Annotated in this window: 24 protein-coding genes; 10 read left to right on the top strand and 14 right to left on the bottom strand. The window is 47.3% G+C overall.

Translation table 11 applies throughout. From position 1 onward, the window contains the following. Nucleotides 1-100: 100 nt before the first annotated feature. Nucleotides 101-988 carry a mechanosensitive ion channel family protein gene (locus tag ACYVFD_RS26385; protein WP_461093510.1) on the top strand — a complete coding sequence of 296 codons (888 nt, stop codon included), beginning with the start codon at nucleotides 101-103 and terminating at the stop codon, nucleotides 986-988. A gap of 6 nt (nucleotides 989-994) precedes the next feature. Here the strand turns inward: ACYVFD_RS26385 and ACYVFD_RS26380 are convergent, their stop codons facing one another. Both ACYVFD_RS26380 and ACYVFD_RS26375 read right to left on the bottom strand, forming a co-directional pair. Next, nucleotides 995-2,275, bottom strand: coding sequence for a BamA/TamA family outer membrane protein (locus tag ACYVFD_RS26380; protein ID WP_461093508.1), 1,281 nt, complete (start codon nucleotides 2,273-2,275; stop codon nucleotides 995-997). A 75-nt stretch (nucleotides 2,276-2,350) separates the two neighbouring features. Continuing rightward, complete coding sequence (locus tag ACYVFD_RS26375) at nucleotides 2,351-3,085, bottom strand: TlpA family protein disulfide reductase (RefSeq protein WP_461093507.1); 735 nt, start codon at nucleotides 3,083-3,085, stop codon at nucleotides 2,351-2,353. Nucleotides 3,086-3,328: 243 nt separating this feature from the next. On the opposite strand from ACYVFD_RS26375, the gene ACYVFD_RS26370 reads away from it, so the two are divergent. Beyond that, a complete protein-coding gene (locus ACYVFD_RS26370; RefSeq protein ID WP_461093506.1) occupies nucleotides 3,329-3,940 on the top strand; it encodes a hypothetical protein in 612 nt (203 codons plus the stop codon). An 82-nt stretch (nucleotides 3,941-4,022) separates the two neighbouring features. Here the strand turns inward: ACYVFD_RS26370 and ACYVFD_RS26365 are convergent, their stop codons facing one another. The 4 genes from ACYVFD_RS26365 to ACYVFD_RS26350 all read right to left on the bottom strand — a co-directional run bounded on the left by ACYVFD_RS26365 (nucleotide 4,023) and on the right by ACYVFD_RS26350 (nucleotide 8,196). Then, nucleotides 4,023-5,426, bottom strand: coding sequence for a tetratricopeptide repeat protein (locus tag ACYVFD_RS26365; RefSeq protein WP_461093675.1), 1,404 nt, complete (start codon nucleotides 5,424-5,426; stop codon nucleotides 4,023-4,025). Between the two features lie 206 nt (nucleotides 5,427-5,632). After that, nucleotides 5,633-6,661: an NAD-dependent epimerase/dehydratase family protein gene (locus ACYVFD_RS26360; protein ID WP_461093505.1), complete on the bottom strand. Its 1,029-nt coding sequence runs from the start codon at nucleotides 6,659-6,661 to the stop codon at nucleotides 5,633-5,635. Next, nucleotides 6,642-7,142: a hypothetical protein gene (locus tag ACYVFD_RS26355; RefSeq protein ID WP_461093504.1), complete on the bottom strand. Its 501-nt coding sequence runs from the start codon at nucleotides 7,140-7,142 to the stop codon at nucleotides 6,642-6,644. Before ACYVFD_RS26355 ends, ACYVFD_RS26360 begins: the two co-directional genes overlap by 20 nt. Further along, nucleotides 7,135-8,196 (bottom strand): AAA family ATPase, encoded by a 1,062-nt coding sequence (locus ACYVFD_RS26350; protein ID WP_461093503.1) that lies wholly within the window; start codon nucleotides 8,194-8,196, stop codon nucleotides 7,135-7,137. The genes ACYVFD_RS26355 and ACYVFD_RS26350 overlap by 8 nt, the downstream gene beginning before the upstream one ends. Before the next feature lie 124 nt (nucleotides 8,197-8,320). On the opposite strand from ACYVFD_RS26350, the gene metG reads away from it, so the two are divergent. The 3 genes from metG to ACYVFD_RS26335 all read left to right on the top strand — a co-directional run bounded on the left by metG (nucleotide 8,321) and on the right by ACYVFD_RS26335 (nucleotide 11,160). Next, nucleotides 8,321-10,384, top strand: coding sequence for a methionine--tRNA ligase (metG, locus tag ACYVFD_RS26345; protein ID WP_461093501.1), 2,064 nt, complete (start codon nucleotides 8,321-8,323; stop codon nucleotides 10,382-10,384). Nucleotides 10,385-10,520: 136 nt separating this feature from the next. Beyond that, nucleotides 10,521-10,676, top strand: a complete 156-nt coding sequence (locus tag ACYVFD_RS26340; RefSeq protein WP_461093500.1) for a hypothetical protein — start codon at nucleotides 10,521-10,523, stop codon at nucleotides 10,674-10,676. Next, entirely contained in the window at nucleotides 10,657-11,160 is a 504-nt protein-coding gene (locus ACYVFD_RS26335) for a DUF6169 family protein (protein WP_461093499.1), read from the top strand. Before ACYVFD_RS26340 ends, ACYVFD_RS26335 begins: the two co-directional genes overlap by 20 nt. Nucleotides 11,161-11,244: 84 nt before the next feature. On the opposite strand, the gene ACYVFD_RS26330 is transcribed toward ACYVFD_RS26335, so the two are convergent. Together ACYVFD_RS26330 and ACYVFD_RS26325 are read right to left on the bottom strand one after the other, a co-directional pair. Further along, nucleotides 11,245-12,486, bottom strand: a complete 1,242-nt coding sequence (locus tag ACYVFD_RS26330; RefSeq protein ID WP_461093498.1) for a DUF2264 domain-containing protein — start codon at nucleotides 12,484-12,486, stop codon at nucleotides 11,245-11,247. 115 nt (nucleotides 12,487-12,601) lie between these two features. After that, nucleotides 12,602-13,936, bottom strand: a complete 1,335-nt coding sequence (locus tag ACYVFD_RS26325) for a Gfo/Idh/MocA family protein (RefSeq protein ID WP_461093497.1) — start codon at nucleotides 13,934-13,936, stop codon at nucleotides 12,602-12,604. A 140-nt stretch (nucleotides 13,937-14,076) separates the two neighbouring features. Between ACYVFD_RS26325 and ACYVFD_RS26320 the strand changes: the two genes are divergently transcribed. From ACYVFD_RS26320 to ACYVFD_RS26310, 3 genes are all read left to right on the top strand, one after another. Next, on the top strand, nucleotides 14,077-15,837 hold the full coding sequence (locus ACYVFD_RS26320; RefSeq protein ID WP_461093496.1) for an ABC transporter ATP-binding protein: 1,761 nt from the start codon (nucleotides 14,077-14,079) through the stop codon (nucleotides 15,835-15,837). 118 nt (nucleotides 15,838-15,955) lie between these two features. After that, entirely contained in the window at nucleotides 15,956-16,186 is a 231-nt protein-coding gene (locus ACYVFD_RS26315; RefSeq protein WP_461093495.1) for a hypothetical protein, read from the top strand. Between the two features lie 6 nt (nucleotides 16,187-16,192). Then, nucleotides 16,193-16,501, top strand: coding sequence for a hypothetical protein (locus ACYVFD_RS26310; RefSeq protein ID WP_461093494.1), 309 nt, complete (start codon nucleotides 16,193-16,195; stop codon nucleotides 16,499-16,501). A 9-nt stretch (nucleotides 16,502-16,510) separates the two neighbouring features. On the opposite strand, the gene ACYVFD_RS26305 is transcribed toward ACYVFD_RS26310, so the two are convergent. Both ACYVFD_RS26305 and ACYVFD_RS26300 read right to left on the bottom strand, forming a co-directional pair. Next, a complete protein-coding gene (locus tag ACYVFD_RS26305; RefSeq protein ID WP_461093493.1) occupies nucleotides 16,511-16,864 on the bottom strand; it encodes a hypothetical protein in 354 nt (117 codons plus the stop codon). Nucleotides 16,865-16,928: 64 nt separating this feature from the next. After that, nucleotides 16,929-18,218: a hemolysin family protein gene (locus ACYVFD_RS26300; protein WP_461093492.1), complete on the bottom strand. Its 1,290-nt coding sequence runs from the start codon at nucleotides 18,216-18,218 to the stop codon at nucleotides 16,929-16,931. Nucleotides 18,219-18,336: 118 nt separating this feature from the next. Between ACYVFD_RS26300 and ACYVFD_RS26295 the strand changes: the two genes are divergently transcribed. Next, nucleotides 18,337-19,047, top strand: a complete 711-nt coding sequence (locus tag ACYVFD_RS26295; RefSeq protein WP_461093491.1) for an NUDIX hydrolase — start codon at nucleotides 18,337-18,339, stop codon at nucleotides 19,045-19,047. Between the two features lie 100 nt (nucleotides 19,048-19,147). Here the strand turns inward: ACYVFD_RS26295 and coaD are convergent, their stop codons facing one another. The 4 genes from coaD to ACYVFD_RS26275 all read right to left on the bottom strand — a co-directional run bounded on the left by coaD (nucleotide 19,148) and on the right by ACYVFD_RS26275 (nucleotide 21,740). After that, on the bottom strand, nucleotides 19,148-19,621 hold the full coding sequence (gene coaD, locus ACYVFD_RS26290) for a pantetheine-phosphate adenylyltransferase (RefSeq protein ID WP_461093490.1): 474 nt from the start codon (nucleotides 19,619-19,621) through the stop codon (nucleotides 19,148-19,150). A gap of 85 nt (nucleotides 19,622-19,706) precedes the next feature. Continuing rightward, the gene (locus ACYVFD_RS26285) at nucleotides 19,707-20,597 is read right to left on the bottom strand and encodes a DUF3822 family protein (RefSeq protein ID WP_461093489.1); all 891 of its coding nucleotides are present in this window, start codon (nucleotides 20,595-20,597) and stop codon (nucleotides 19,707-19,709) included. Nucleotides 20,598-20,669: 72 nt separating this feature from the next. Further along, nucleotides 20,670-21,164, bottom strand: coding sequence for an NUDIX domain-containing protein (locus tag ACYVFD_RS26280; protein ID WP_461093488.1), 495 nt, complete (start codon nucleotides 21,162-21,164; stop codon nucleotides 20,670-20,672). Nucleotides 21,165-21,305: 141 nt separating this feature from the next. Further along, complete coding sequence (locus ACYVFD_RS26275) at nucleotides 21,306-21,740, bottom strand: CBS domain-containing protein (RefSeq protein ID WP_461093487.1); 435 nt, start codon at nucleotides 21,738-21,740, stop codon at nucleotides 21,306-21,308. A 187-nt stretch (nucleotides 21,741-21,927) separates the two neighbouring features. On the opposite strand from ACYVFD_RS26275, the gene ACYVFD_RS26270 reads away from it, so the two are divergent. Beyond that, nucleotides 21,928-23,421 carry an ATP-dependent DNA helicase gene (locus tag ACYVFD_RS26270; RefSeq protein WP_461093486.1) on the top strand — a complete coding sequence of 498 codons (1,494 nt, stop codon included), beginning with the start codon at nucleotides 21,928-21,930 and terminating at the stop codon, nucleotides 23,419-23,421. The last annotated feature ends 79 nt before the right edge of the window (nucleotides 23,422-23,500 follow it).

Here is a 23,500-nt window from a genome sequence, read left to right as displayed (position 1 = left end):
AGTGTACTTAGGGAGATTCGCTCTTTCACTCATTCATTCTTTCGCTCTTTAATAACTGCGTTATTTGTATCGTTCTGTAATTACCACTATTTGCATACCTATGGATATTTCACAGGCTGCCGGGCTTATGTATGCCGAATTATCGACCTGGATACGTACGGCCATCCGCTATATGCCCAAACTGGCTGTTGCCATTTTACTGTTGGTATTTTTCACATTTCTATCCCGCTGGATGAGTCGGTGGGTAGTCCGTGGACTGGACCGAGTCAGCAACAACGTATCGCTCATTAACCTAACCGGTGCCGTTATGCGAGTCATCGTCATGGCTGTTGGGTTGTTTGTGGCGTTGGGAGTGTTAGGACTGGATAAAACCGTAACCTCATTACTGGCGGGTGCGGGTGTCATTGCCTTGGCCATTGGGTTCGCCTTTCAGGACCTGACTACCAATTTTATATCGGGCGCCATGATTGCGCTGGCCCGACCCATCCAGGTTGGCGATAAGGTCGAAACGAACGGTTATACTGGCAAAGTGCTGGACATTAAACTGCGCTCTATAGTAATTGACAATGGCGAAGGGCAAACGGTCGAGATACCGAGTAAAGATGTTTTTCAAAAACCGATCACCAATTTTTCACGGATCGGTCTTCGACGAGTTGAAGTAGCAGCCGGTATCTCCTACCTCGATGACATGACGAAAGCGCAACAATTGGCTAAGTCAGCCGTTTCGGCCCTTCCATTCATCTTGTCGTCGCATCCGGTCGAATTCCATTATCGTCATTTTGCCGATGCCAACATTCAGTTTGTGGTTTGGTTCTGGATTAATCCTGCTCTAACAAACCCGCAGACGGCTATAAGTGAAGCAATGATTGCCGTCAAACGCGAATTTGATAAGAACCATATCCTGATGGTATTTGCCGCTCAAACCTTCGATTTGAAGCAGAAGCTAGCACAACTTGATACAGCAAACCGATCAGATGGACCAGCCTAAGCAGACTTAAAACACTTCTCCCAGATTCAGAAATACGCCCTGCGAACCGCCGATACCGAAGCCATAGTCGAAGGCAAAATTGAGGTTTGAATGCTTGTTCACTTTTATGCGTAATCCAACGCCCCAACCGGGCAGGAGCTTTCCAAACTGAGCTGTATTCGGGTAATCGCTGTAGGTCTGCATATTGGCAAAGACTACACCACCCAGTAAACCATTATTCAGAAGAACAGCCCGGTATTCGGTTTCCAGGTAGATTAGATTTCGGCCTCTGAAACGCCCTTGTGCGTACCCACGGCCCAGATTCGCATGGGTATCCCAGCCGCTACTGGGCAGATCCAGATACGGAGCCTGTCCCCCAAAGCTTAGCCAGTCTACATTCCAGAACGCCAGAATATGCCGCGCATCCGATGTTAGGGGGATATATTTCCGAAAATCGGCCAGCACCGATTGCCAGTTTTGATCACTGCCTAACAAGCGTAGGTTGGGGCGAACCGTCAGACTGGCAAATAATCCATTCTGCGGATTATTGGGATTTCGTCGGTTCGTGTATTGCAGCGTAAACGTCGGCCCCGACGACACCGACCGGCCTGTATTTCCATATTGCTGAAAATCATTATTCAATTGGGGCGTTTTGTTCTCCTCCTTTATGTTCCAGTGATAATCAAGTGCATAGCCAATACCCACCGAAAAATTAGGCACTACCTGACGCAAAACTGATTGATATAGACGCAGATACGAGTACTCAAGATGGTCGTCCACATCCGAACGGGAGTCGTCGCCCAATCCGAAATTATCGGCGGAGTAATTGTAGTATCGCCAGTCAGTCAGAATGTTGTAGCGATTGTCTTTCGTCCACAGATTCGCTTCAATAGGAATGATTACCTGCTGATACTGGGTGTACTGAGGTGTTGAATAAATGACCGAAACGTTTTGCTGAGGATCGGCACTGGTAAACGACAGATTGGCATTCAGACCAACCGCAAAACCCGTTTGCAGGGCATACGCTAGTTCAGGAAAAAAAGATGGGTGAAAACCTGGTTTCTGACTTTCGGCTGACCGATGACCTTTTCTATTGATAAACCCGTAATAGACATCCCATATATCTGCCGATGAGTCGGGTTTTGAAACTACTTGTCGATTAGCGGAGTCAGCACGAACATAATCCGCCTGAGCGTTACTGGTAAGTTGCAAGCCTAAGATCCATAACGAACTTAAGCAAAGCGAACGCAGGTAAAAAAGTCTAGGGCTGCCAATCGGCTTGGTCATATTGTCAAACAGGTTAATCATCACTAGTAACGTGTTGACTAACCCATTCGCTTAGCATTCCGTTCATTTATTCCGCTGGAGACTTAGCCCGGACGATTACAGGACTGTCGACAATACCTGTTTTAGTTTATCGAAGCTTCCGGCACCTTGCAGATTCGCCACGACTTTCCCGGTTTTGTCTATGACCACAAACGTTGGTATAGTTGTGATGTGGTATTTGTTATGAAAGCCATACGCATTTGCGATCGGCTTAAAGGGGAGTGATTTGCTCAGCGAACTATCTTCCCCTCGTTGTTCGCTGTTCAAAACCCCTAAAACTACCGGTTTCGTCTTTGCTTGAAACAATTGTAGGGCTTCCGCAAAATCAGTCGCCTGCTTATCATTCCAGACAGATTTGTCCAGACTGACCCAAAAACTCAACACGACCACGTTGCCCTGCAAATCACCTGATCGGTAGGTTTTTCCATCCGTATCGGTCATCACAAAGGGGGCAATGACCTGACCGGCTTTGGGTTGTTTGGCCGGGTCACGATCGCGGAACCGATGCGTTTCATGTTCTTCGGGCGTAGCTGGTCGCATCGTATAGGTGCTCGGCTGACCATACTCATCATAATTGGGCACCAGATGATACGCAAACGGATCGGCTTTAGCCAATTCATTGTATTCGCTGATGGTCATACGCTGACCCGTCTCCTGATTGGTAATGGGTGTAGGCTCGTTCTGTGACTTATTCAGCCGGATAATCTTTTTTTGAACGCCTACCTGAGCCTGGCAGATTGTACTTAGAGTTAACAGGCTAGCAGCCAGAAGAGCTTGTTTGCAAAGAGCCATATGAATTAGAGCTAAAAACTACATCTCTAATGGAGTATCCATGAGGCAATAGCTCCCGATTTTTTGAGACGTTACCTACAAACTATCAAATTTCGGGCCACTATAAACTCATGATCCATTTCCTGTACTTACTCATCATTACGAATTAGAAGCAACCTAATAATCAACCGGTTAAAAGTGTGTTAAATCATATTAACACAACCACATGTAACGTTTTAAAAAGACAATCTAATCTGCACACTTATGAAACTCTGGATCATTACGGGTATCCTGCTTGTATCAATCTATAGCTCTTACGGACAAGCCAATCGGCCAGCATCTTATCCGCGTAGCTATCCGGTGATTGTCGCTCATCCACCGGCCTATATTATTCCGATTGTTTACCAGCTTCACGATGGTATTGGGCGGTTAGGCGATGGTTCGTTGCTGCAAGGCCGGTTTCTCTATAACAGAGGCAGCATGTTTACATTCTACCAGAACGGCCACACCAAAGGGGTTAAAATACCCTTCTTTCAGTTTGAGGAATTAACACTGGCTGGTGCCGATACATCGGTTCTGCCCCGATCGGACTCAACAACCTTTGCCCGGGTTAAGACCCGCTTATATCGGCGACTGACGATTGGCAAAATTGCCCTTTATGATCAGATATATGCGATCAACGAAGATAAAGGCAAGATTGGCGATTACTTATTTGTGTGGGATGAAAACGGCAAACTTAAACGGTTGCGAAATCTGGAAGCTGTTAATCAATGGTTTTATAACACCTGCCAGCAAAATCACTGGCCTAACCCGGATGTTTTTCTGAGCAAAACCGAAATCATCAAGCGGCTGGCTGTGCTTGACCCAAAACCATAATAAGGATAGAACGCTGATTCTTATGACGATTATGATTCATACAGATCATAACCATCATAAGAATCAGCGTTCTATCATGAAATCAATCCTTTTTGTACTGCTGAATAATTTTGTACAACGCTTTCTGCTTTTCCAGTTCCGGGAAAAATTCAAACAGTTGAACGTGCCCGTCGTAGTCGAGCGATAAGGCCGCTTCGAGTTGAATAAGCGCTTCACGATAATGGCCTGCATGAATCAGATACACCGCTGATCGGTAATACAGATCGGGCTCGGTGGGCATGTCGTTGATGCCCGACTGAATAATATCGTTGGCCCGAAGGAAATCGCCCTGATCAAACGGCACCAGCGACCAGGTTAAATAAACATCCGGATTTTCAGAATCGACTTCGGCCGCTTTTTCAAACGCTTCGACGCTCGAAATCACATTCCCAACTTTGTATTCGGTCTCGGCCACGGCAATGTAATACTCACCGTTCTGATCATTCAGTTTAATCGCCTTTTGCAGGAACGGCAACGCTTCGTACCACTTACCCGATTCGCTCAGACAAACGCCGATACCGTACCAGGCTTCATCCCACATAGCATCGAGCTTTATGGCCTCCCGATACTCCTTGATGGCTTCGGGCAACCGATCCTGTTTTTCCAGACTGGCGCCCAGATGGCAGAAGGTATCAGCCGTTGGCTCTTCGTATTTTAGTGTCTCCCGATAGCAGTGTTCAGCCTTTTCGAATAAGCCCAGATTCATGTACGTATTACCCAGATTGAAATGGGCCGACGCAAAATCGTCCTTGATCAGAACGGCATAATCGTAGGCTTCGGCCGCATCGACATAACGCCCCAGTTTGCTGTAGGCAATGCCCATATTATACCAGGCATTGTACGAATAGGGATCAGTGTCGATCAATTGCTGATAATAGCTCAGGCTATTTTCCAGTTCGCCGGTCACGTCCAGGCAAAAGGCCAGTTCGTAGAGGGCGTTTTCGTTGTTGATGTTAAGGGCGATCGACTTTTTGTACTGCTTGATGGCTTCGTCGTATTTCCCCCAGTTCTGGTAGCTCTGGCCCAACTGAAACAGGATGTCGTCCTTATCTTCAGCCCGGTCGAGTAGTTCTTCCAGTACCTGGATCGACTCTTCGTACCGTCCCGCCATGTTGAGGACTGAGCCCTGCATGAACGGCACATCTAGGTCGCCGGGATTAAACAACGAAGCCCGTTCCAGTAACTCCAGCGATTCATCGAATCGTTGGTAATTAGCCAGAATCTGGGCTTTATCGAGCATCAACTCCAGCGCATAGGGAAAGTTCTCCAGACCTGATTCGGCAGCTTTAAATGCCTTGTCTAAATCGCCCTGATTGAGGTAGTGCTCAATCATTTGCTCATAGACATCCAGATCGAAAAACAGGCTTTGCTGTTGGTCCAGCATCTGCTCAAAACGCCGGATAGATTCTTTTATATCGCCTTCTCGTTCTTCGAACTCTTGCTCCATGTATAAATAATTTACGACCGGGCAGCCGGTGCTGGTTTGATTTACGAGTTGCGATGTATAAATCATGATAAAATCACAATTCGTAAATCGTACACCATAAATCAGGATAGGGGCCGCATCAACCAGTGCGATTTATCCTTTGGCAGTGAAATATATATCCAAAAAAGCGAAACTGCAACCCCCTGGCAGAGAAATTTAGCAGCTACTCAGGGTGTGTTAAAAGCATCTGCCACACGCTTCAACGTCTCACTTAATGGTCTATATTGAAAACGAAGCACTTGCTCAATTTTCCGTCCATCATACTGGTAATGCGAACTCGCCGACCGTGCTGTTTCGCGTGTAATCAACGGGCTTTTTCCCGTCAGCCACGCCCGCACAGCCTCTAACGGCCAGAGCACACGGGTCAACGCGGGTGGCACTCGCAGGGTTGGCGGACGCTTACCCAGTACGGCAGCTATCTGTTCTAACAACGAACGATACGGAATGGTGCCTGCATTGAGAATGAAACGCTCGGCAGCTATATCAGACTGCATCAACTGGACCAACGAATTAGCCACATCCAGCACGTCGACGTAATTTACCAGACCAGCCGGATAAAACGGTTTCTCGTCATATACGTATTTGATGAGCTGCAAACTACTCCGGCTCCAGTCACCGGCTCCCAATACGACCGACGGATTCACCATAACGGCCGTTAGCCCTTCGGCAACACCCCGCCAAACCTCCAGTTCGGCTCGGTATTTGGTTTTAGCATAGACTGAATTGTTCGGCGAATCTTCCCATTTCTGGCTTTCATTAATCAATAACGGAACCTGTGAATTGTCACTATGCGTAATGGGCCGTCCGATAGCGGCCACCGAGCTTACATACCCCAGTTTGCGCACACCTGCCTTCAGACAGACATTCACGATGTTGGCCGTGCCCTCAACATTAATACGCTCCATCTGATCCCGATCTTTCGGAACAAAGGAGACAATGGCAGCCGCATGAATTACATCTAAATCACCGGATTCTACCCCGGACAGAATAGCCGCTTCAAGCGACGGAATATCCAGCACATCGCCTTCGTGCCAGGTAAGTTGGTCGGCGACATCGGCCAGCATGCCATACCCGCTCGATGGTCGGTACAGGACCGAAACCTTATACCCATCGGCCAGATAACGCCGGACAATGTGCGAGCCAATAAAGCCGGTGGCACCGGTAACAAAGACAGGATTAGGTAACGATGAATTCATTCAGGATGCGTTCAAGTGTCAGAAAGCCGGGTGCTTTTTGAGCGTGAAGGTCGGCAAGAAGTTGGAGGTAGTTGGGATCTGTTTCGATAGCTTGACTTTTCAGTTTTACTCCCAATTGCTTAATATCAGTACTAAATCCATAATCAGTTACCCGTATTTTTACCTGAACGGCATTCCAAAGCAGGAAAGTTTCAATGGCTTTATCAATGATAATCAAGTATTGATTTGACCCAGGTTTCTGTTTTAAACAGACTTTGTTACCTTCTTCTAACGTCTCAAACGCCCGCAAATATCTCGGTTTATGTTTGTCATTGTCCACAATTCCCAACAAAAGAGTAGCGTCAGACTTTACATTTTCCAGAGACTTTGACACCTCATTTATACCAGCGGAATGCTCAATCAGTTGGCTATTCTGAACAAAATAATTAATGAGTGTGGTGTCTGCATGGCATTCAGGATACAGTCGAATTCGCTCAGGCATTGGTTTCAAACCTTCTAAGGTTGAAGAAAACGTTTGTGCTATAATCCAGGATGTCGGTAAATTCCTCCTCTGTCAATGGCCGCACATACGTCTGGTAATCTTTATAATAGGTGATAAAGACGTTCAGGTCTTTATAATCCATCTTTTCGATAAACGGATGAAGCATATAGGGACTATGGGTTGAGATAAAATACTGATTATCCTCATCATAAATCATTCGATAAGCCATTTCCTGTGTGTACGGCGGAAACGAATGGACTTCGGGTTCTTCAAAAACAATTACTGAGTTTTTATTGGATTCAATGGCGGTAATGTAAAACATGAACCGCCGGAAGGTATCAGCAATGGAGAAGTAAGGATATTGTTTTACACGGGGGCCTTCTTTTTTTTGAAGTACAAAATTCTGGTCATGGTCTGATAATACAAACTCTAAATTCTGATCTTGAAAGAGCGAAGCAAATTCTTGCCATAAATCAGAATCTCGGTTAATTACAGCATAGAGATTACCACCATGAGGAGGAAGCAAGTATTGGCTGAATGTACTTTTAAAACTGTCTAATTGCTTAAAATCATACTTCTTTATTGGACTAGTTCGATAAGTCTCAAATTGATCTCTTTCGCCACGATTATTAAATATGCCTGCAGACAAGGTACGAACACTACCATTGTTATTTAAATAGAAACTCCTATAGTTTGAATTTCCACTCTCTCTCCTCAAATCATATCCATCTTCAGTAGTATTTTCCCCCAAATCAAAGCGATCAAGCAAAGCATTAATCTTATCTGTGAGTATCGCGATTGATTCCTCTGAATTATTATCTCTAAATAAATCCCTTATCTCATTATAGCGAAGAGCTCCATTCAAATATTTTTCATCATCATAGCTAGCACCCAGTAGCCCCAACGCTTCCAAAATATTCGACTTACCTACGTTGGGTTTACCGATAAAAACATTTACCCGCTTGCAATCGAACCGCAGATCTTTGATGGACTTGAAGTTTTTGATTTCGACCCAGTTGAGGAAATTATTCGTATTAGGGGTATTGTTATCCATAATAGTTCGGCTGTACTGATTGTGTAAACATAACAACGTTCGGACCTGAATTGCTAATTTTGCGAAAATTAGTCGATAGTCGATAACTACTGTTGACTGACGACAATTGACTGACGACTCTATAATGCTAGAAAATCCACAACGCTATACCGTTACGGCGGCCCTGATTTACGCCAACGGTCCGATTCATATCGGTCATATTGCCGGTTGCTACCTGCCCGCCGACATTTATGTGCGCTACTTACGCTCAACGGGGAAAGATGTCGCCTTTATCAGCGGCACCGACGAACACGGCGTCCCCATCACTATTAAGGCGAAAAAAGAAGGTATTACGCCCCAGGAAGTAGTCGACAAGTACTATGTCCAGATCAAGAAAGCATTTGAGGACTTTGGGATCTCGTTCGACATTTATTCGCGCACTTCGAATCAGATTCATCACGAAACCTCGCAGGAAATCTTCCTGAATATTTACAACAACGGTGATTTTGATGAGGAAGTAACGGAACAGTACTATGATGAAGTTGCCGGGCAGTTTCTGGCCGACCGATACATTGTGGGTACTTGTCCTGTTTGCGGGAATCCCAATGCCTATGGCGACCAGTGCGAACGTTGCGGCACAGCCCTCAGCCCTACCGAACTGATTGAACCGCACTCGATGCTTTCCGGCTCAAAGCCAATCTTAAAGGCCACTAAAAACTGGTTTCTGCCTTTAGATCGGATGCAGCCGACGATTGAGGAATACGTCAATAGCCATACCGAGTGGAAAACCAATGTATTCGGCCAATGTCAGTCGTGGCTGAAAGAAGGATTGCGTCCCCGCGCCATGACCCGTGATCTCGACTGGGGTATCAAAGTCCCTCTTCCTGATTCGGAAGGAAAAGTGTTGTATGTGTGGTTCGATGCACCCATCGGCTACATTTCCATGACGAAGGAATGGGCCACCGAACAGGGTCGCGACTGGGAACTGTACTGGCGCGACAAAGACACCAAACTGGTTCATTTCATCGGCAAGGACAACATTGTATTCCACTGCATCATTTTCCCGGCGATGCTGATGGCCGAGGGCAGCTACATTCTGGCGGACAACGTACCGGCTAACGAGTTTATGAACCTCGAAGGCGACAAAATCAGTACATCGCGGAACTGGGCCGTGTGGCTGCACGAGTACCTGGAAGAGCTGCCAGGCAAGCAGGATGTACTTCGGTACGTACTGGCAGCCAATGCCCCCGAAACCAAAGACAGTGAGTTTACCTGGAAAGATTTTCAGGCCCGTAACAACTCCGAACTGGTTGGTATTCTGGGCAACTTCGTGAACCGGGCAGTCGTGTTGACGCACAAAATGGCTGATGGACGTGTGCCGGTATTGGGTTCTCTCACAGAATACGATCAGCAAGTGTTGGATGAACTGGCTCAGTTCCCGGATCGCATTGGCCAGTCGATATGCAATTACCGATTCCGGGAAGCGCTGGGATACCTAATGGATTTGGCCCGGTTAGGTAATAAATACCTGGCTGAAACCGAACCATGGAAAGCTATCAAAACGGACCAACAGCGTGCCCATACCATTTTGAACATTGCCCTTCAGATTACCGCCAATCTGAGTATTGTTTGTGAACCGTTTCTGCCATTTACAGCTGAAAAAATTCGCAGTCAACTGGCTATTACCGATGATTTTACCTGGATAAATGCCGGACGGGCTGATTTGCTGGTTGAAGGGCATGCCCTCGGACAGGCTCCGGCTGGCCCTGCCGATCTGCTCTTTGCCAAAATCGAAGACGACGAGATCAATAAACAAATTCAAAAGTTACTGAATGCCAAACGCATGAATGAATTAGCAACAAAAGAAGTCCCACAGCTCCGGTCCGAAATCACGTACGATGACTTTGCCAAAATGGACATCCGAATTGGCACCATCACTGAAGCGGAGCGGGTTCCCAAAAGCGATAAACTGCTGAAACTGAAAGTTGATGATGGGTTGGGCGGACGCCAGATTCTGAGCGGTATTGCCAAACATTTTACCCCGGAAGAAGTCATTGGCAAGCAGGTGACATTTCTGGCCAATCTGGTTCCCCGTAAAATGATGGGGCTGGAGTCGCAGGGAATGATCCTGATGGCCGAAGACCGCGATGGTAAACTGTCGCTTATTACACCGGGAGAAGCTGTCTGGAATGGCGGCACGGTGAGCTAATCGTTAACCCGTTATACTAAAGTCTTATAAAAGCCGGAAAAAATTCATTTTCCGGCTTTTTTTTATAAACCATTTGTTAATTCACCTGTTGCAATAAAGCCTACACATAATACATTTGTTAAAATAGCCACCATCTATGGAAACCCCCGAGAAGCGGACTACCCCCGAACAGGCACTTTTCTGGTTCTTAAAACGGCAGGAGCGAAAGAAACAAAAGCAGGAACAATTTCAGAAAGATTGTGAATCAGGCAAAATAGACGAAGTACTACAGAATGGAAAACCGGTCAATTAGTGAGTATACGTTCTATCAGGGCGACGACACGACCTATTATTTCATTACAGACGATGGGCGACGGTATTCGGTAGCCTTTGAGTTACAGCCTTTTTTCGAAGATTCCGATTTCCTATTTGCCGAACGCACGTACGAGGTCTTTCTGACCATGCAAAAGTCAGGTCCACCGTACAACACCGATCCTAAAATTGGGGCAACGTTTACGGCTATCGTTCGGAGCTTTACGAAAAAAGACCCTTTTCGGCTTGTATTTTTCACCTGTGACACGGCCGATAAACGACATCTGGCCCGTTACAAACGTCTGAATGCCTGGCTTCGCGATTACAACCAGGGCAATTATCTCAAACTAGAAGACAGTATCTCCTACCCAGTTATCCACAAGCTCTTTCTGATCACGCTTTTACTGCGCAACGACAATTCATACGGGGGCGATGTATTGGCCGCCTTCGTACGACTAAATGCTCACCTACGCACTCAGAAGTAGTTTATTCGGAACTTTACGCAGAAAAAGGCTGTGCCAAGGTTTGAAACCGTGGCACAGCCTTTTTCTGCGTAAAGCCAACCCAGTTTACCCTTTAATAGCGTGATCGGTTTTAACATCCTGGCCCGACCATATCTTTTTGGCGGTCCAGTCTGTTGACGGTGATGACCAGAAGGAATCAGATGCCGGTAAGCCCAGTGGTAAAAACGCTACTGAGCAGAGATACAGGCTTCCCGTTGAAATATAGGTTTCACCGATACCTGGCTGATGTCCGCAGAGGCCAATTTGCAACCATCCTTTGGCGTCGAAGGTGTTGGGCGCATCCATGGTCCGTTTAATGACTGCCGTCAGCGCCGAACGTACTTGCGCAGGTGTCAGTTCGGACGGTAAATTTTTCTGCAAGGCAATCTGGGCCAGCAACTGAAAAGCGCCACATCGATAGGCCAGCGAACGGCCAAACGCAGCAAACGAACCATCGGAGGCAATGAGTCGCTCCTGCACGATAGCGTATCGTTGCGCTCTGACCAGTAGCGATTCATACAGCGGCTTCTCTGCTTTACCGGCGTTAACAAGTACCTGTACGGCGTCGAGCAACATGGGCTGTATTACATAGCTGTTGTAATAATCCCAGTGAAAATCAGGCCCATCGCCGTAGGTTCCATCGCCTTTGTACCAGGCCTGATGCTGCCGAATGGCATAATCCATCCGCAATTCATCGCCCGAACCGGTGTATTTCAACAGAGCGGCTTCGACCATTGCGCTGAACAGTAACCAGTTGTTATACCCCGGCTTAATAACCCGACTGGCTTGTAACGCCTTTATAACATTGGCCTGTTCATCGGCACTTAATGCCTTCCAAAGTTTCGGAGAACGCACGAGTCCGTGGGCCAGAAATGCCGCATCCACCAGAGGTTGACCGCCTTTGGTAAAATTGAGGTAATCGGGCGATTGAGGATTAACCCCGTTGGCAATGGCTTTTTTGGCCAGTTCCAGATAGCGTAGCCGAAGCTTACCTTCCGCTGAATCATCGGCATCTAGTTCCAGCCACGGAGCCAGTCCGGTTAGAGTTCGCCCGAGCGCTTCCAGATGTGATACGGCCTTCCGTCCTTCTTCCTGCCCCGGTGCCGATTCGACAGGCATTATCGCTTTTAGTCGATTCTGCGCCAAAGCTGACAGTACCGGTTCCGCCACTTTCAACAGGGTTTGCAGCCAATAAGTACGGTCGTCGGTAGCGCTGACTTCTGATGAATGAGTGCGTTTAGTGAAGCGATCAAAGGGTAGACTAATTGGGAAAGCAGCCGCTAACTGGGCAAAGGTCCGTCGATTCATTGAATTAACTGGTCAGGGGTAGTCAGGAATGGTCAGATGTTGTCAGGCGTTGTCAAGTGTGATCAGGATTTGTAAAGCCATACCTGACCATTCTTGACTACCCCTGACCACAAATTTATACTATCGGTTTCCACCCTTTCTCGTATTCGCGGCCCCATAATTTCTGAGCTTCTTTATCGTGCAGAATATGGCCGTTGGTCGGGTCAGTATGGATAATGCTTCCTGTACGCTGGGCAATATTGGCTAAGTGACACAGCAACACAGATTTATGTCCCTGCGCAATATCGGCATTAGGCTTGGCTTTACCCCGGATACTTTCCAGGAAATTGTCCAGATGATAGGCATCCAGCCGCTCCCCACCGGGGCTCACTGCATTGGTCGATGAACCGCTCGTCGGCGCATCCCCTTTTACATCTTTCACCACTTTACCCGCCAAATCCAGTATCTGATAATCTGGCCCACTTTCTGGAGCCGACAATACGCCTTTATCGCCGTAGATGGTAAACCCTCGACCGCTTTTTTCGGGGCCAAATGCCTGACAACTTAGCCCTTCCCAGGTAATGGTGGCTTTATCGCCAAACTCAAACGTGGCCAGCTGGGTATCCGGCGTTTGCCAATCATCGCCTGTATAGGCATATCGCCCACCCGCCGAGGTTACTTTTGTTGGGAAGTCCAGGCCCATCAACCATCGACAGCAATCAATTTCGTGGGTACCGTTATTGCAGGCTTCGCCCGTTCCCCAGTTCCAGAACCAGTGCCAGTTGTAATGAACGAGATTATCCTGATAGTCTTTTCGGGGAGCTGGCCCCTGCCATAAATCCCAGTTGAGAGTCGATGGCACTTGAATCACTTTCCCTTTCCCGATGGGTTTCCGGTTGTTGTAATACCAGGCGCGGGCAAAATAAGGTCGTCCGATGGCGCCATCACGAATATCTTGGGCAGCCTGTTGGAGCGTTGGCCACGACCGACGCTGGCTACCCATCTGCACGATCCGATTATGGTTACGGGCTGCTTCGAGGAGCCACTCCCCTTCCTGCGGGTTATGTCCACATGGTTTTTCGACGTACACATGCTTCCCTGCCGAACAGGCCAGAATACCCGCCGGAGCATGCCAATGATCGGGCGCAGCAATGGCTACGGCATCCAGATCTTTCTGTTCCAGTAATTTTCGAAGGTCTTTAATCACCGTAGGCTTACGGGTCTGACCCGCTTTTTCAACGGCTTTCAATCCATTGGCGATGGCACCATCTTCGACATCGCAGATATAGCCCACTTCGGCACCCGGCAATTTTGAAAAAATACCCGCCAGCCAGCTCCCCCGCGAGTGGACACCAATCAGGCCAATGTTAATTTTCTCGCTGGGTGCATTACGGCCAAAAATAGGAAATGGCAAAATCTGTGTCGCCAATCCGGCCACAGCGGTATTCTGAACAAATCGTCGGCGGTTCATGATAAGAGAGCTTCTGGTTTAGTACCGTAAAGCGATGGAGTGTCCTGGTTTTACTGATTCCTGCTTTTAGGATTCAATTTGGGAAACGTTCATCCAGAAATTCCTGTTACTTCTTTTAAACTCGCCTTTTTCATTTTCCTGTGAACGAAGAACAAAAGAGCGGTCGGATTTTCGACTGGGTTATTCTCCGACGTTTGTACGCATTTGTTAAGCCGTATCAAGCTCGATTTTACTTTCTGATTGGCATCATTATGACGGCAGCTTGTCTGTCTCCGCTGATTCCGTTGCTGATCCGCTATACAATCGACAATATCATTGCTGTTGGCAACTACCACCGACTCAATCAGATGCTTTTCGTGATGATTGGCGTATTGATTATGCAGGCTATTGTGCAGTTCTCCAATACGTATCTGTCGGGCTGGCTGGGGCAATATGTGATTCGGGATATTCGGACGCAGCTTTACCGAAAAATCCTTCATCTCCGCCTGAAGTTCTTCGACAACACTCCCATTGGCCGACTCGTCACCCGCGCTATTTCGGACGTTGAAACCCTGGCCGATGTGTTTAGCGAAGGCATGGCCGCCATTGCGGGCGACATATTACAGTTGATCCTCATAATTGGCGTCATGTTCTATACAGATTGGCGGCTGGCAGCTATTAGTCTGTCAACTATCCCGCTGATGTTGTTCAGTACCTACGTTTTTAAGGAAAAGATCAAAAAGTCGTTCAATGAAGTACGTACGGCGGTGGCTAACCTGAACTCATTTGTTCAGGAGCACATTACAGGGATGAACATCGTTCAGATTTTCGGTAGCGAAAAAATTGAAGCCGAAAAGTTTCGCGCCATCAATGCCGAACACCGGAATGCCAATATCCGATCAATCCTGTACTACTCAATCTATTACCCCGTTGCCGATATTATCTCGGCGGTAGCGGTTGGGCTGGTGGTTTGGTACGGGGCTACGCAGATTATCCATTCCGATGTTACGTTTGGCACCGTCACGGCCTTTGTAATGTTCATCAACCTGTTTTTCCGCCCTATCCGCATGTTGGCCGACCGTTTCAACACACTTCAGATGGGTATCGTCAGCACCGACCGGATTCTGAAACTGCTGGATAGCGACGAGTTTACGGCGAACGACGGTACGTATGCACCTGACACGATTCGGGGGGATGTTGAATTCAGAAACGTCTGGTTCGCTTACAACAACGAGGACTGGGTGTTGCGCGACATTTCTTTCCGGGTTAAAGCGGGCGAAACGGTTGCTTTTGTTGGTGCAACCGGTGCCGGTAAGTCGTCCATCATTAACCTGCTCAGTCGCTTTTACGACATAAACAAGGGCGAGATCACCGTTGATGGCATTGATGTTCATAGCTACGAACTTGGTCATCTTCGCCGGAATATTGGGGTCGTATTACAGGATGTCTTCCTGTTTTCCGATACCATCGAAAACAACATCACGCTGGGCGATAAATCGATCAGCCACGAAAAAATAGTGGAAGCGGCCAAACTGGTTGGGGTTCATGAATTCATCGAACGACTGCCGGGCGGGTATCAGTACAATGTGATGGAACGCGGCTCAACGCTTTCGGTTGGTCAGCGGCAATTGATTTCGTTTGTGCGCGCCATGGTGCAAGACCCCAGAATTATTGTTCTTGATGAAGCCACCTCGTCGGTCGACACCGAAACCGAAGAAATGATTCAGAATGCAATTAGCAAACTGATGAAGGGCCGAACCGCCATCGTCATTGCCCACCGCCTGTCGACCATCCAGAAGGCCAACAACATTATCGTTGTCGATAAAGGTCGGATTGTTGAACAGGGTAATCACGAAGAGTTGCTCCAGCACGAAGGTTTTTATGCCAACCTGTACCGAATGCAATACAAGGAAGTTGTGTAGTACGTTTGCGTTTTTTGTGTAGTTGAGAAAAGCTACTTAACGTATTCCAACGCCTGTTACAACCAAAACTACTCCAAAACGGAAACGGAAAATACCAGATTATCTGGTCTATGAGGTTATGGACGGGAAGCCCATTTATTATCGGGGCTACCAGTCTGTACTCAACAAAACCAAAACCTTGGAGGACATTACAGGTTGCAGCTCCCTTCAGGCTGAATTAGTCAGCTATTTGCTGTCAATTATCTATCCATTTATTGATCGCAAAAAATATCGGGTTTATACCAACGAAATTGGTAGTCATATCGATACCGGAAATAACCTATCGAACGACATTGCCATCTACGACTAAACTGTATTGACAGCCGATAAAGTCAATAAAAAGTACCCTAATGTACCACCCAAAATTGCGATTGAAATCGACACCGAAGCGGATGTTTCTGAGTTGACAGAATTTGGCTACATCTATAAGAAGTCAAAAAAACTACTCGACTTTGGCGTAGAACGTATCACCTGGATTATGATTGGCACGAAAACCGTCATCGTAATGGAGCCAAATCGTGACTGGCAGGTACGCGAATGGGATACCGACATCGAATTGATGGACGGGCATACATTCAACATTGCCCGCTACCTGGACGAAGAAGGCATTGTGGTTGACGAGTAAGCCAGTGATTTAGTTTTCAAAAAGGGCCTTTTCTTCGTCAGGTCCTGTTCCTGCGCTCCCTTCCGTAATAACGTCATGGCCTGAAACATTGGGCTTAGCTCCAGTCGGGCCGGGGCCACTTCCATCCAGCGCATAAGCAATAGAGTCCGCTAAATCATCAGGAGCAATTTTCGCCGACTGAGTGGTTTCTGACGTAGCCTGATCGGTTTCAACAGGTTTTGGATAGTCCTCACCAGTCTGTTGATTGATAATTTCCTCATCGGCGTTAGGATCGTTGTCCATTACCGAAGGCACCGTGTTAACGGGCCGCTGACTCGAAGCACCGCCGTTCAGGTCACTGGAATTTGGCATGAAGTGTCGCATAGTTGTCGATGAGTTCAGTTCTCACCTATAACCTGCAAACAGGCTCATCTGTTTATTAAATCAGCTATTCTTCGCCTAATTTACTCACCAGAATCTTATCGATCCGGCTTTTGTCCATATCCATAATCTCGAATCGGTAACCGTGCCAGACAAACGATTCTCCCGTTTTGGGAATATCTTTCAGGATATGTAGCGCAAACCCACCGAGCGTATCAAAACCGGTCAGTTCCCGTTTGGTTTGGGCATTGATGTTGATTGAGAAATACGATAGAAAATCCTCAAAAGGCAACTGCGCATCGATCAGAAAGGTCCCGTCTTCGCGTTTCCGAATTTCGTAATCGGAATTAACATCGTCATTGATGTCGCCCACCAGTACATCCAGAATATCATTCAGGGTGATAACACCAAGAACCCCACCGTATTCATCGACAATGATGCCAACATACTGCCGTCGTTCGCGGAAGCGTTCCAGCACCTGATACGCCCGGTTGTTTTCGGGTACAAACAGGGCGTCCCGTTTGATGTCGTTCAGGTGCATCAGTTCGGTATCCAGATCTTTCCCCAAAAAATCTTTGGAATAAATCAGACCAACTACATCATCGACACCGCCATTACAAAGCGGATATACCGAGTGTTTGTATTCCAGAACTTTCGCCCTGTTTTCGGCCAGTTCGTCTTCCAGATCAAGGTAAACAATTTCCTGCCGATTTGTCATCAGTGAGGTAATTTTACGGTCGCCAAGCTGGAATACGTTCTGAACAATTTCCTGTTCGATTTCTTCGATAGCTCCCCCGGAGGTCCCTTCCTGAATCAGGCTTTTGATTTCCTCCTCCGTAACAGCACTCTCATTCGGCTTGATGTTCAACAGCTTAAGCAACAAATCGCTGGAAACTGTGAGGAGTGCAATAAATGGAGAGGTCAGCTTCGACAGCAGTATCATCGGTCCAGCCATCGTTTTGGCAATCCCTTCCGGATTTGACAGGCCAATGCGTTTGGGAACCAGCTCACCAAATACCAGCGACAGATAGGTTAGCAACAGTAGCACCAGCACCACGGCAATGGAATGTGCATAGGGCACTAAAAATGGGACCTGAACCACAAAATTCTGAACATCATCCGTCAGTTTGTCGCCCGAAAAAATACCAAGTAAAATACCGATCAGTGTAATCCCAATCTGCACCGTCGACAAAAATCGATTGGGAGAGTTCGACAGATCGAGCGCCACCTGCGCCCGACGATCACCGTTTTTGGCAGCGGTTTCTAATTTAGACTTGCGCGAAGAAACTAAGGCAATTTCCGACATCGAGAACACACCGTTCAGGATGGTCAGTAGCAGAATTATAAGGAGTTCCACGAAGGAAGAAGGTTGTCCTGTTGCAAAAATATAGAAACTGAACTGGTTTGCAACTGTTTCACCCATACGACGGACCGTCCATTTTACTACTTTTACGGTTTGAACCGCCTATGCTCTGATGATTGTTTTCATTAATGACCAACCTATTCGGCTCATCGGCCCCAAAGCCGCTGCTCATTTAACCGGCTCAACGTCGGCTTCCCAACCGGCTTTTACGGATTATGACGAGATCGTCGATGCTCGTTTAGAGGTACTTAAAGCCGATGCCCTTCATGGACACCTGTTGGTACTAAACGCCAATCCAGCAACGGTAAGTAAGCTTCTGTCACTGCTCCAGCGATCAGAAACCAGTAATTTGCTGTCTGTCACGCTGGGTTGTCTGGACAAAGATGCCTGTGAAGAAGCGATGAAAAAACCGTTTAAAGTGATTAAAGCAGCCGGTGGCGTTGTCTACAAAGACGATAAAATACTGCTGATGTTCCGGCGGGGTGTCTGGGATTTACCGAAAGGAAAACTAGACCCAGGCGAATCATCGAAAGAAGGGGCCGTTCGTGAGGTAGAAGAAGAAACCGGCGTGGAGGTAGCCGTTGGCGAACGGATCTGCACCACCTGGCACACCTACACGCTAAATGGTAGCCGGATTCTGAAACGTACCCGCTGGTATCGGATGGTCGCTCTCGACGATAGCCGCATGACGCCCCAGGAAGATGAAGACATCGAAAAATTAGCCTGGCTCAACTGGCGCGAAACCAAACTGGCCCTCACCAACTCGTTTAGCTCCATCCGCTACGTCATCGACGAAGCCGGGAAAGGGCAAAAAGTAGAGTAAGTAAAAGGAGCGAGGAGTTAGGAGTGAGAATGGCTGGCGCATCAAGATAGAGTATGCGCCAGCCATTCTCACTCCTAACTCCTCGCTCCTTTTACTTACTCTACTTTACCAGATGAAGGTCATCCAGCGGGTAGGGTAAAAATTCATTTACATGCTGCCCGTAGCGATGCAGATCCCGAATAATGCTTGAACTGATGGGAGCCAAATGGGGAGATGTAATCAGGAAAACCGTTTCAACTCCTTCGTAAACGTATCGGTTTACCTGAGAGATGCCATTTTCGTATTCGAAGTCGGTTGTATTGCGGAGGCCACGAAGCAAAAATCGAGCGCCAACGTCACGAGCTACATGGGCCGTTAGACCGTCATAGCTGATCACTCGTACAGCCGGTTCGCTCGAAAATGCTCCCTCAATCAGGCGAATCATCTGATCAAGCGGGAAATAGCGATCCTTGTGGGCGTTACGACCAATCCCAATCACAATCTCATCGAACAATCGTAAGCCACGCAGTACAATATCTTCATGGCCTTTTGTGAATGGGTCAAACGAGCCTGGAAATAAAGCGATTCGTTTCATAAAGAGCGAAAGAGCGAAAGAGCGAAAGAATGAAAACTGCTCCGAGCTTTTATTCGCTCTACCGCTCTTTCACTCTTTCGCTCTTTCATTCACTTAGTAAACCTAATCCGTATAAACTTAGATAGCGGTGATTGGGTAAGTCGTCAAATTCGTTGACCAGGGTTAATCCAGGTGGCACCTGTCCAAACGTAAGGTTAGGTAGAAAACGGCTCAGCTCCGTATAGGCTTCTGAAAAAGGAGTAATCTCGCCATATAACGATAAATTACTTACATCGGTAGGTAATTCCTGTTCATCAAGTACATAAAGGATATAATACGCCAGGTCCTGCACATTTTTATACCCGAATCGATTGCAATACCGCAACTGATGGTCTTTTCGGCATAGTATAGTCACAAACTCGTCTTCGAAATACAGGTAAACCGTATTAGGTGTCAGCGAATGTCGATCCAGATCGGCAGTAGCCTGCACCAGCGCACTAGTTTGATGCACGAACGTTAACGGCTGAAGCGGGTACATTTCTGAAAAAAAATCGGCCAGTGGATGCTCCAGGCTAAAGACGGTTAAAAATCCTTCGCTCGCATGCAGATAAGCCTGGGCAAATTCGTGAGCAGGCAATTCGCTCCCCCGCATCAATGCCAGATAACTACTCGCGTATTCTTTCCGGTACAACTGCTGGGGCACCAGGGTAAACGATGGCGAATTAATCCCAATCCGAATCTCCTGCCACGGACTTCCCGACAGGACGTTATGGTCCCGAAAAATATCAGGCAACACATTGGTCAGCAGGCGGTCTGTCAACAAGGATGGGAACGTATAATCTTCAAGGTACAATACCTGTCCCCGGCCATTTTGTACCAATACCTGAAATCGGTCTCTCCCAACCTCCAGGCATAGTATGGACTGGTCGGTACGTCGGGGGTCGAACGAATCGGCACGAATAGTTACAGTTGGCGCAAGGGTCACAGTAAGTTGCACAAATTCAGAAAACTAAGCGGTAAAAAATGAATCAATAAATTGTTAACGCTATTAACTAGCAGAATTCAGCAGTCATTGTAAATACCCCCTTAATTGGAATACGTCGTCCATTGACTGGCAATATTGGAATAATTGATGAACCTCTTCAGCCCGATACTGTTTTATTTCGTCAAAGGTCATCCATTTCACTTCGTCAATAATCTGTTCGTCCGGACTCATTTCGGGATCAAGTCCTTGCTGGAGGGTGCCTCCTTTAACCGTAACGTCGAAAAACAACTCAACCGCATGAAGGGGTGGCTGCAGAAATTCGTTAACAAAGAGCATGCCGCCAATGTCAGCATCGAGCCCTGTTTCTTCCAAAATTTCCCGAACCAGGGCTTCAGGAGCCGTTTCATTAAACTGTACTCCCCCTCCCGGAGGACACCAGAACATATTGGCTGGTCCAATGCCCCGATGACGAACCATCAGCAAACGATCGCCTTCGCGGCATAGTCCACAAACCCGAAACCGAAGTTGATTCCCATATAACGTCTGCACCTCCTGGCGGGACAATTCTACCTGCGTCATCCTCTGTTTACTATTTGGGGACGCAAAGGTAGAAATTTTTAAGTATTAGGAGTTAGGAGTTAGGAGTGAGAATGGCGGACGCAAACTATTGCTTTCGCGTCAGCCATTCTCGCTCCTAACTCCTCGCTCCTAATACTATCTTCAATACGTTCCCGATATATAGCTTTCCAGAGAATCAATCCGGGTTTTCTGATCCCGAATAATGGCCGTCACCACGTCGTTGATGGATATAATTCCTATCAGCTCATCCTGATCCATAACGGGCAGGTGACGAATATGCTTGTCCGACATGATTTGCATACACTGCTCTAAACTCTGATCGGGACCAATGGTGATCACATTGGCCGTCATTACGTCGGCAATGGTGGTATCATCCGAATGGCGACCTTTCAGGATGATCTTACGGGCATAATCCCGTTCCGAAAATATTCCGGTAAGCGCCCCTTTATCGACAACCAGCACAGCCCCGATGTTCTTCTCGGCCATGAGCTCCAATGCGGACAGTACTGTTTGATCTGAGGAAACGGAATAAAGGGCGTTGATTGACTTACCCTGAAGAATTTGACGTATTTTCATTTGAGTTAGAAGGATTTAGTGGTGGGTGAAGATAAAAAAAAAGGCGGAAGGAGAAAAGGCGGGAGGGCTTAAGAATTAAAAAATGATAAAAATCAGTTACTCTTTCCTTTTTTTCTCTCCTTCCTTTCCTCCCTTTTCACCGCTCTTATCGCTTTCTTCTTTCCTCCTTTTTTTGTAACTTAGAAGCATGAACGAAACCCAAACAGCCGCTCAGTTACTGGCTAAACGTTTCCCTTTTAAGCCCACTGCTGGCCAGCTCCAGTTTTTCGAACAGATTGGTGCATTCATTGCCAAAGAAGAATACGAACATTATCGCGACTGTTTTTTGCTACGTGGTTACGCCGGTACGGGTAAGACAACGCTGGTCGGAACGCTCATTAAAGTACTCCCCCGATTTGGCTATAAATCTGTTCTATTAGCCCCGACCGGGCGAGCAGCTAAAGTGATGACCAACTATGCCAAGAAACCAGCCCAAACCATCCACCGGAAAATCTACCGGCAGGTAGCTGATCCGGGATCGGGTGTACTGGCCTTTCAGCGGCAGAAAAATTATCACGAAGACACGCTCTTCATTGTCGATGAGGCCTCTATGATTTCGGATGAAGCTGAATTTGGTGGTAAAGGGCTTCTGACCGATCTGATCGATTTTGTTTTTGAAAGCCCCGGCAATAAGCTGATGCTGGTCGGCGACACTGCTCAGTTGCCTCCCATTGGTCAGGAATTAAGCCCCGCCCTCGACCGCAGTTTTTTGTCCAGTTCCTTCGACATGACGGTATATGAACAGGAATTAACGGAGGTAATGCGACAGGACGAAGAATCGGGCATTCTCTACAATGCTACGAACCTCCGAATGCTTCTCGACGGTACCCTTTCACCTACACCAAAGGCGGTTGGTTTCGATGCTTTATTAAGCGATAAACCAACCAATTCATCAACCGAAATACCCGCTATTCAACTGAACGTTCGCTCGTTTAGCGACATTTACAAAATGCCGTTGACCAAGCTGGAAGATGGCGTTCGGTATGCCTATGATAAGTACGGACGGGAAAATACCGCCATTATTTGCCGGTCGAACAAAACAGCGGTCCAGTATAACCAGTTTGTAAGACGGATGATCGACCAATGCGAAGAAGAGCTGGATGCAGGGGATATGCTTATGATTGCCCGAAACAACTACACCATTCTGGACGAAGACTCACCCGCCGGGTTTCTGGCCAATGGGGAGTTTGTCGAGGTGCAAAAGATTCGGAATAAAGAAGAGATTCACGGCTTTCGATTCGCTACGGTTTCGCTACACATGGTTGACTATGAAGACCAGCCCGATTTTGAAGCCAAAATCATACTCGATACCCTCTATTCGCCATCACCGTCGCTCTCCTCCGAGCAGTACAAAAGTTTGTATGAAAGTGTGATGAAGGATTATTTTTATATCAAAAGCAAAAAAGAGCGGACCGAAGCCATCCGGCGCGACCCGTATCTGAATGCGTTGCAGGTAAAATTTGCCTATGCCCTCACCTGCCATAAAGCGCAGGGCGGTCAATGGAGTGCGGTATTTATCGATCAGGGCTTTTTACCCGATGGTCAGGTCAATGACGATTTCGTTCGGTGGCTGTACACAGGTTTAACCCGAGCAACCGATGAAGCGTTTCTGATGAATTTTAGTCCACAGTTTTTTACATAAATGAGAAAGGAAGGAAAGGAGAAGACGAATGGTATATTAATAGCCGCTTTTTCCTTCTCGCCCCCTTCCTCCCTCTCCT

It is taken from the genome of Spirosoma gilvum (assembly GCF_054776815.1).
The sequence above is the reverse complement of the archived record's forward strand: the minus strand, read 5'-3'. Positions and strand labels throughout refer to the sequence as shown.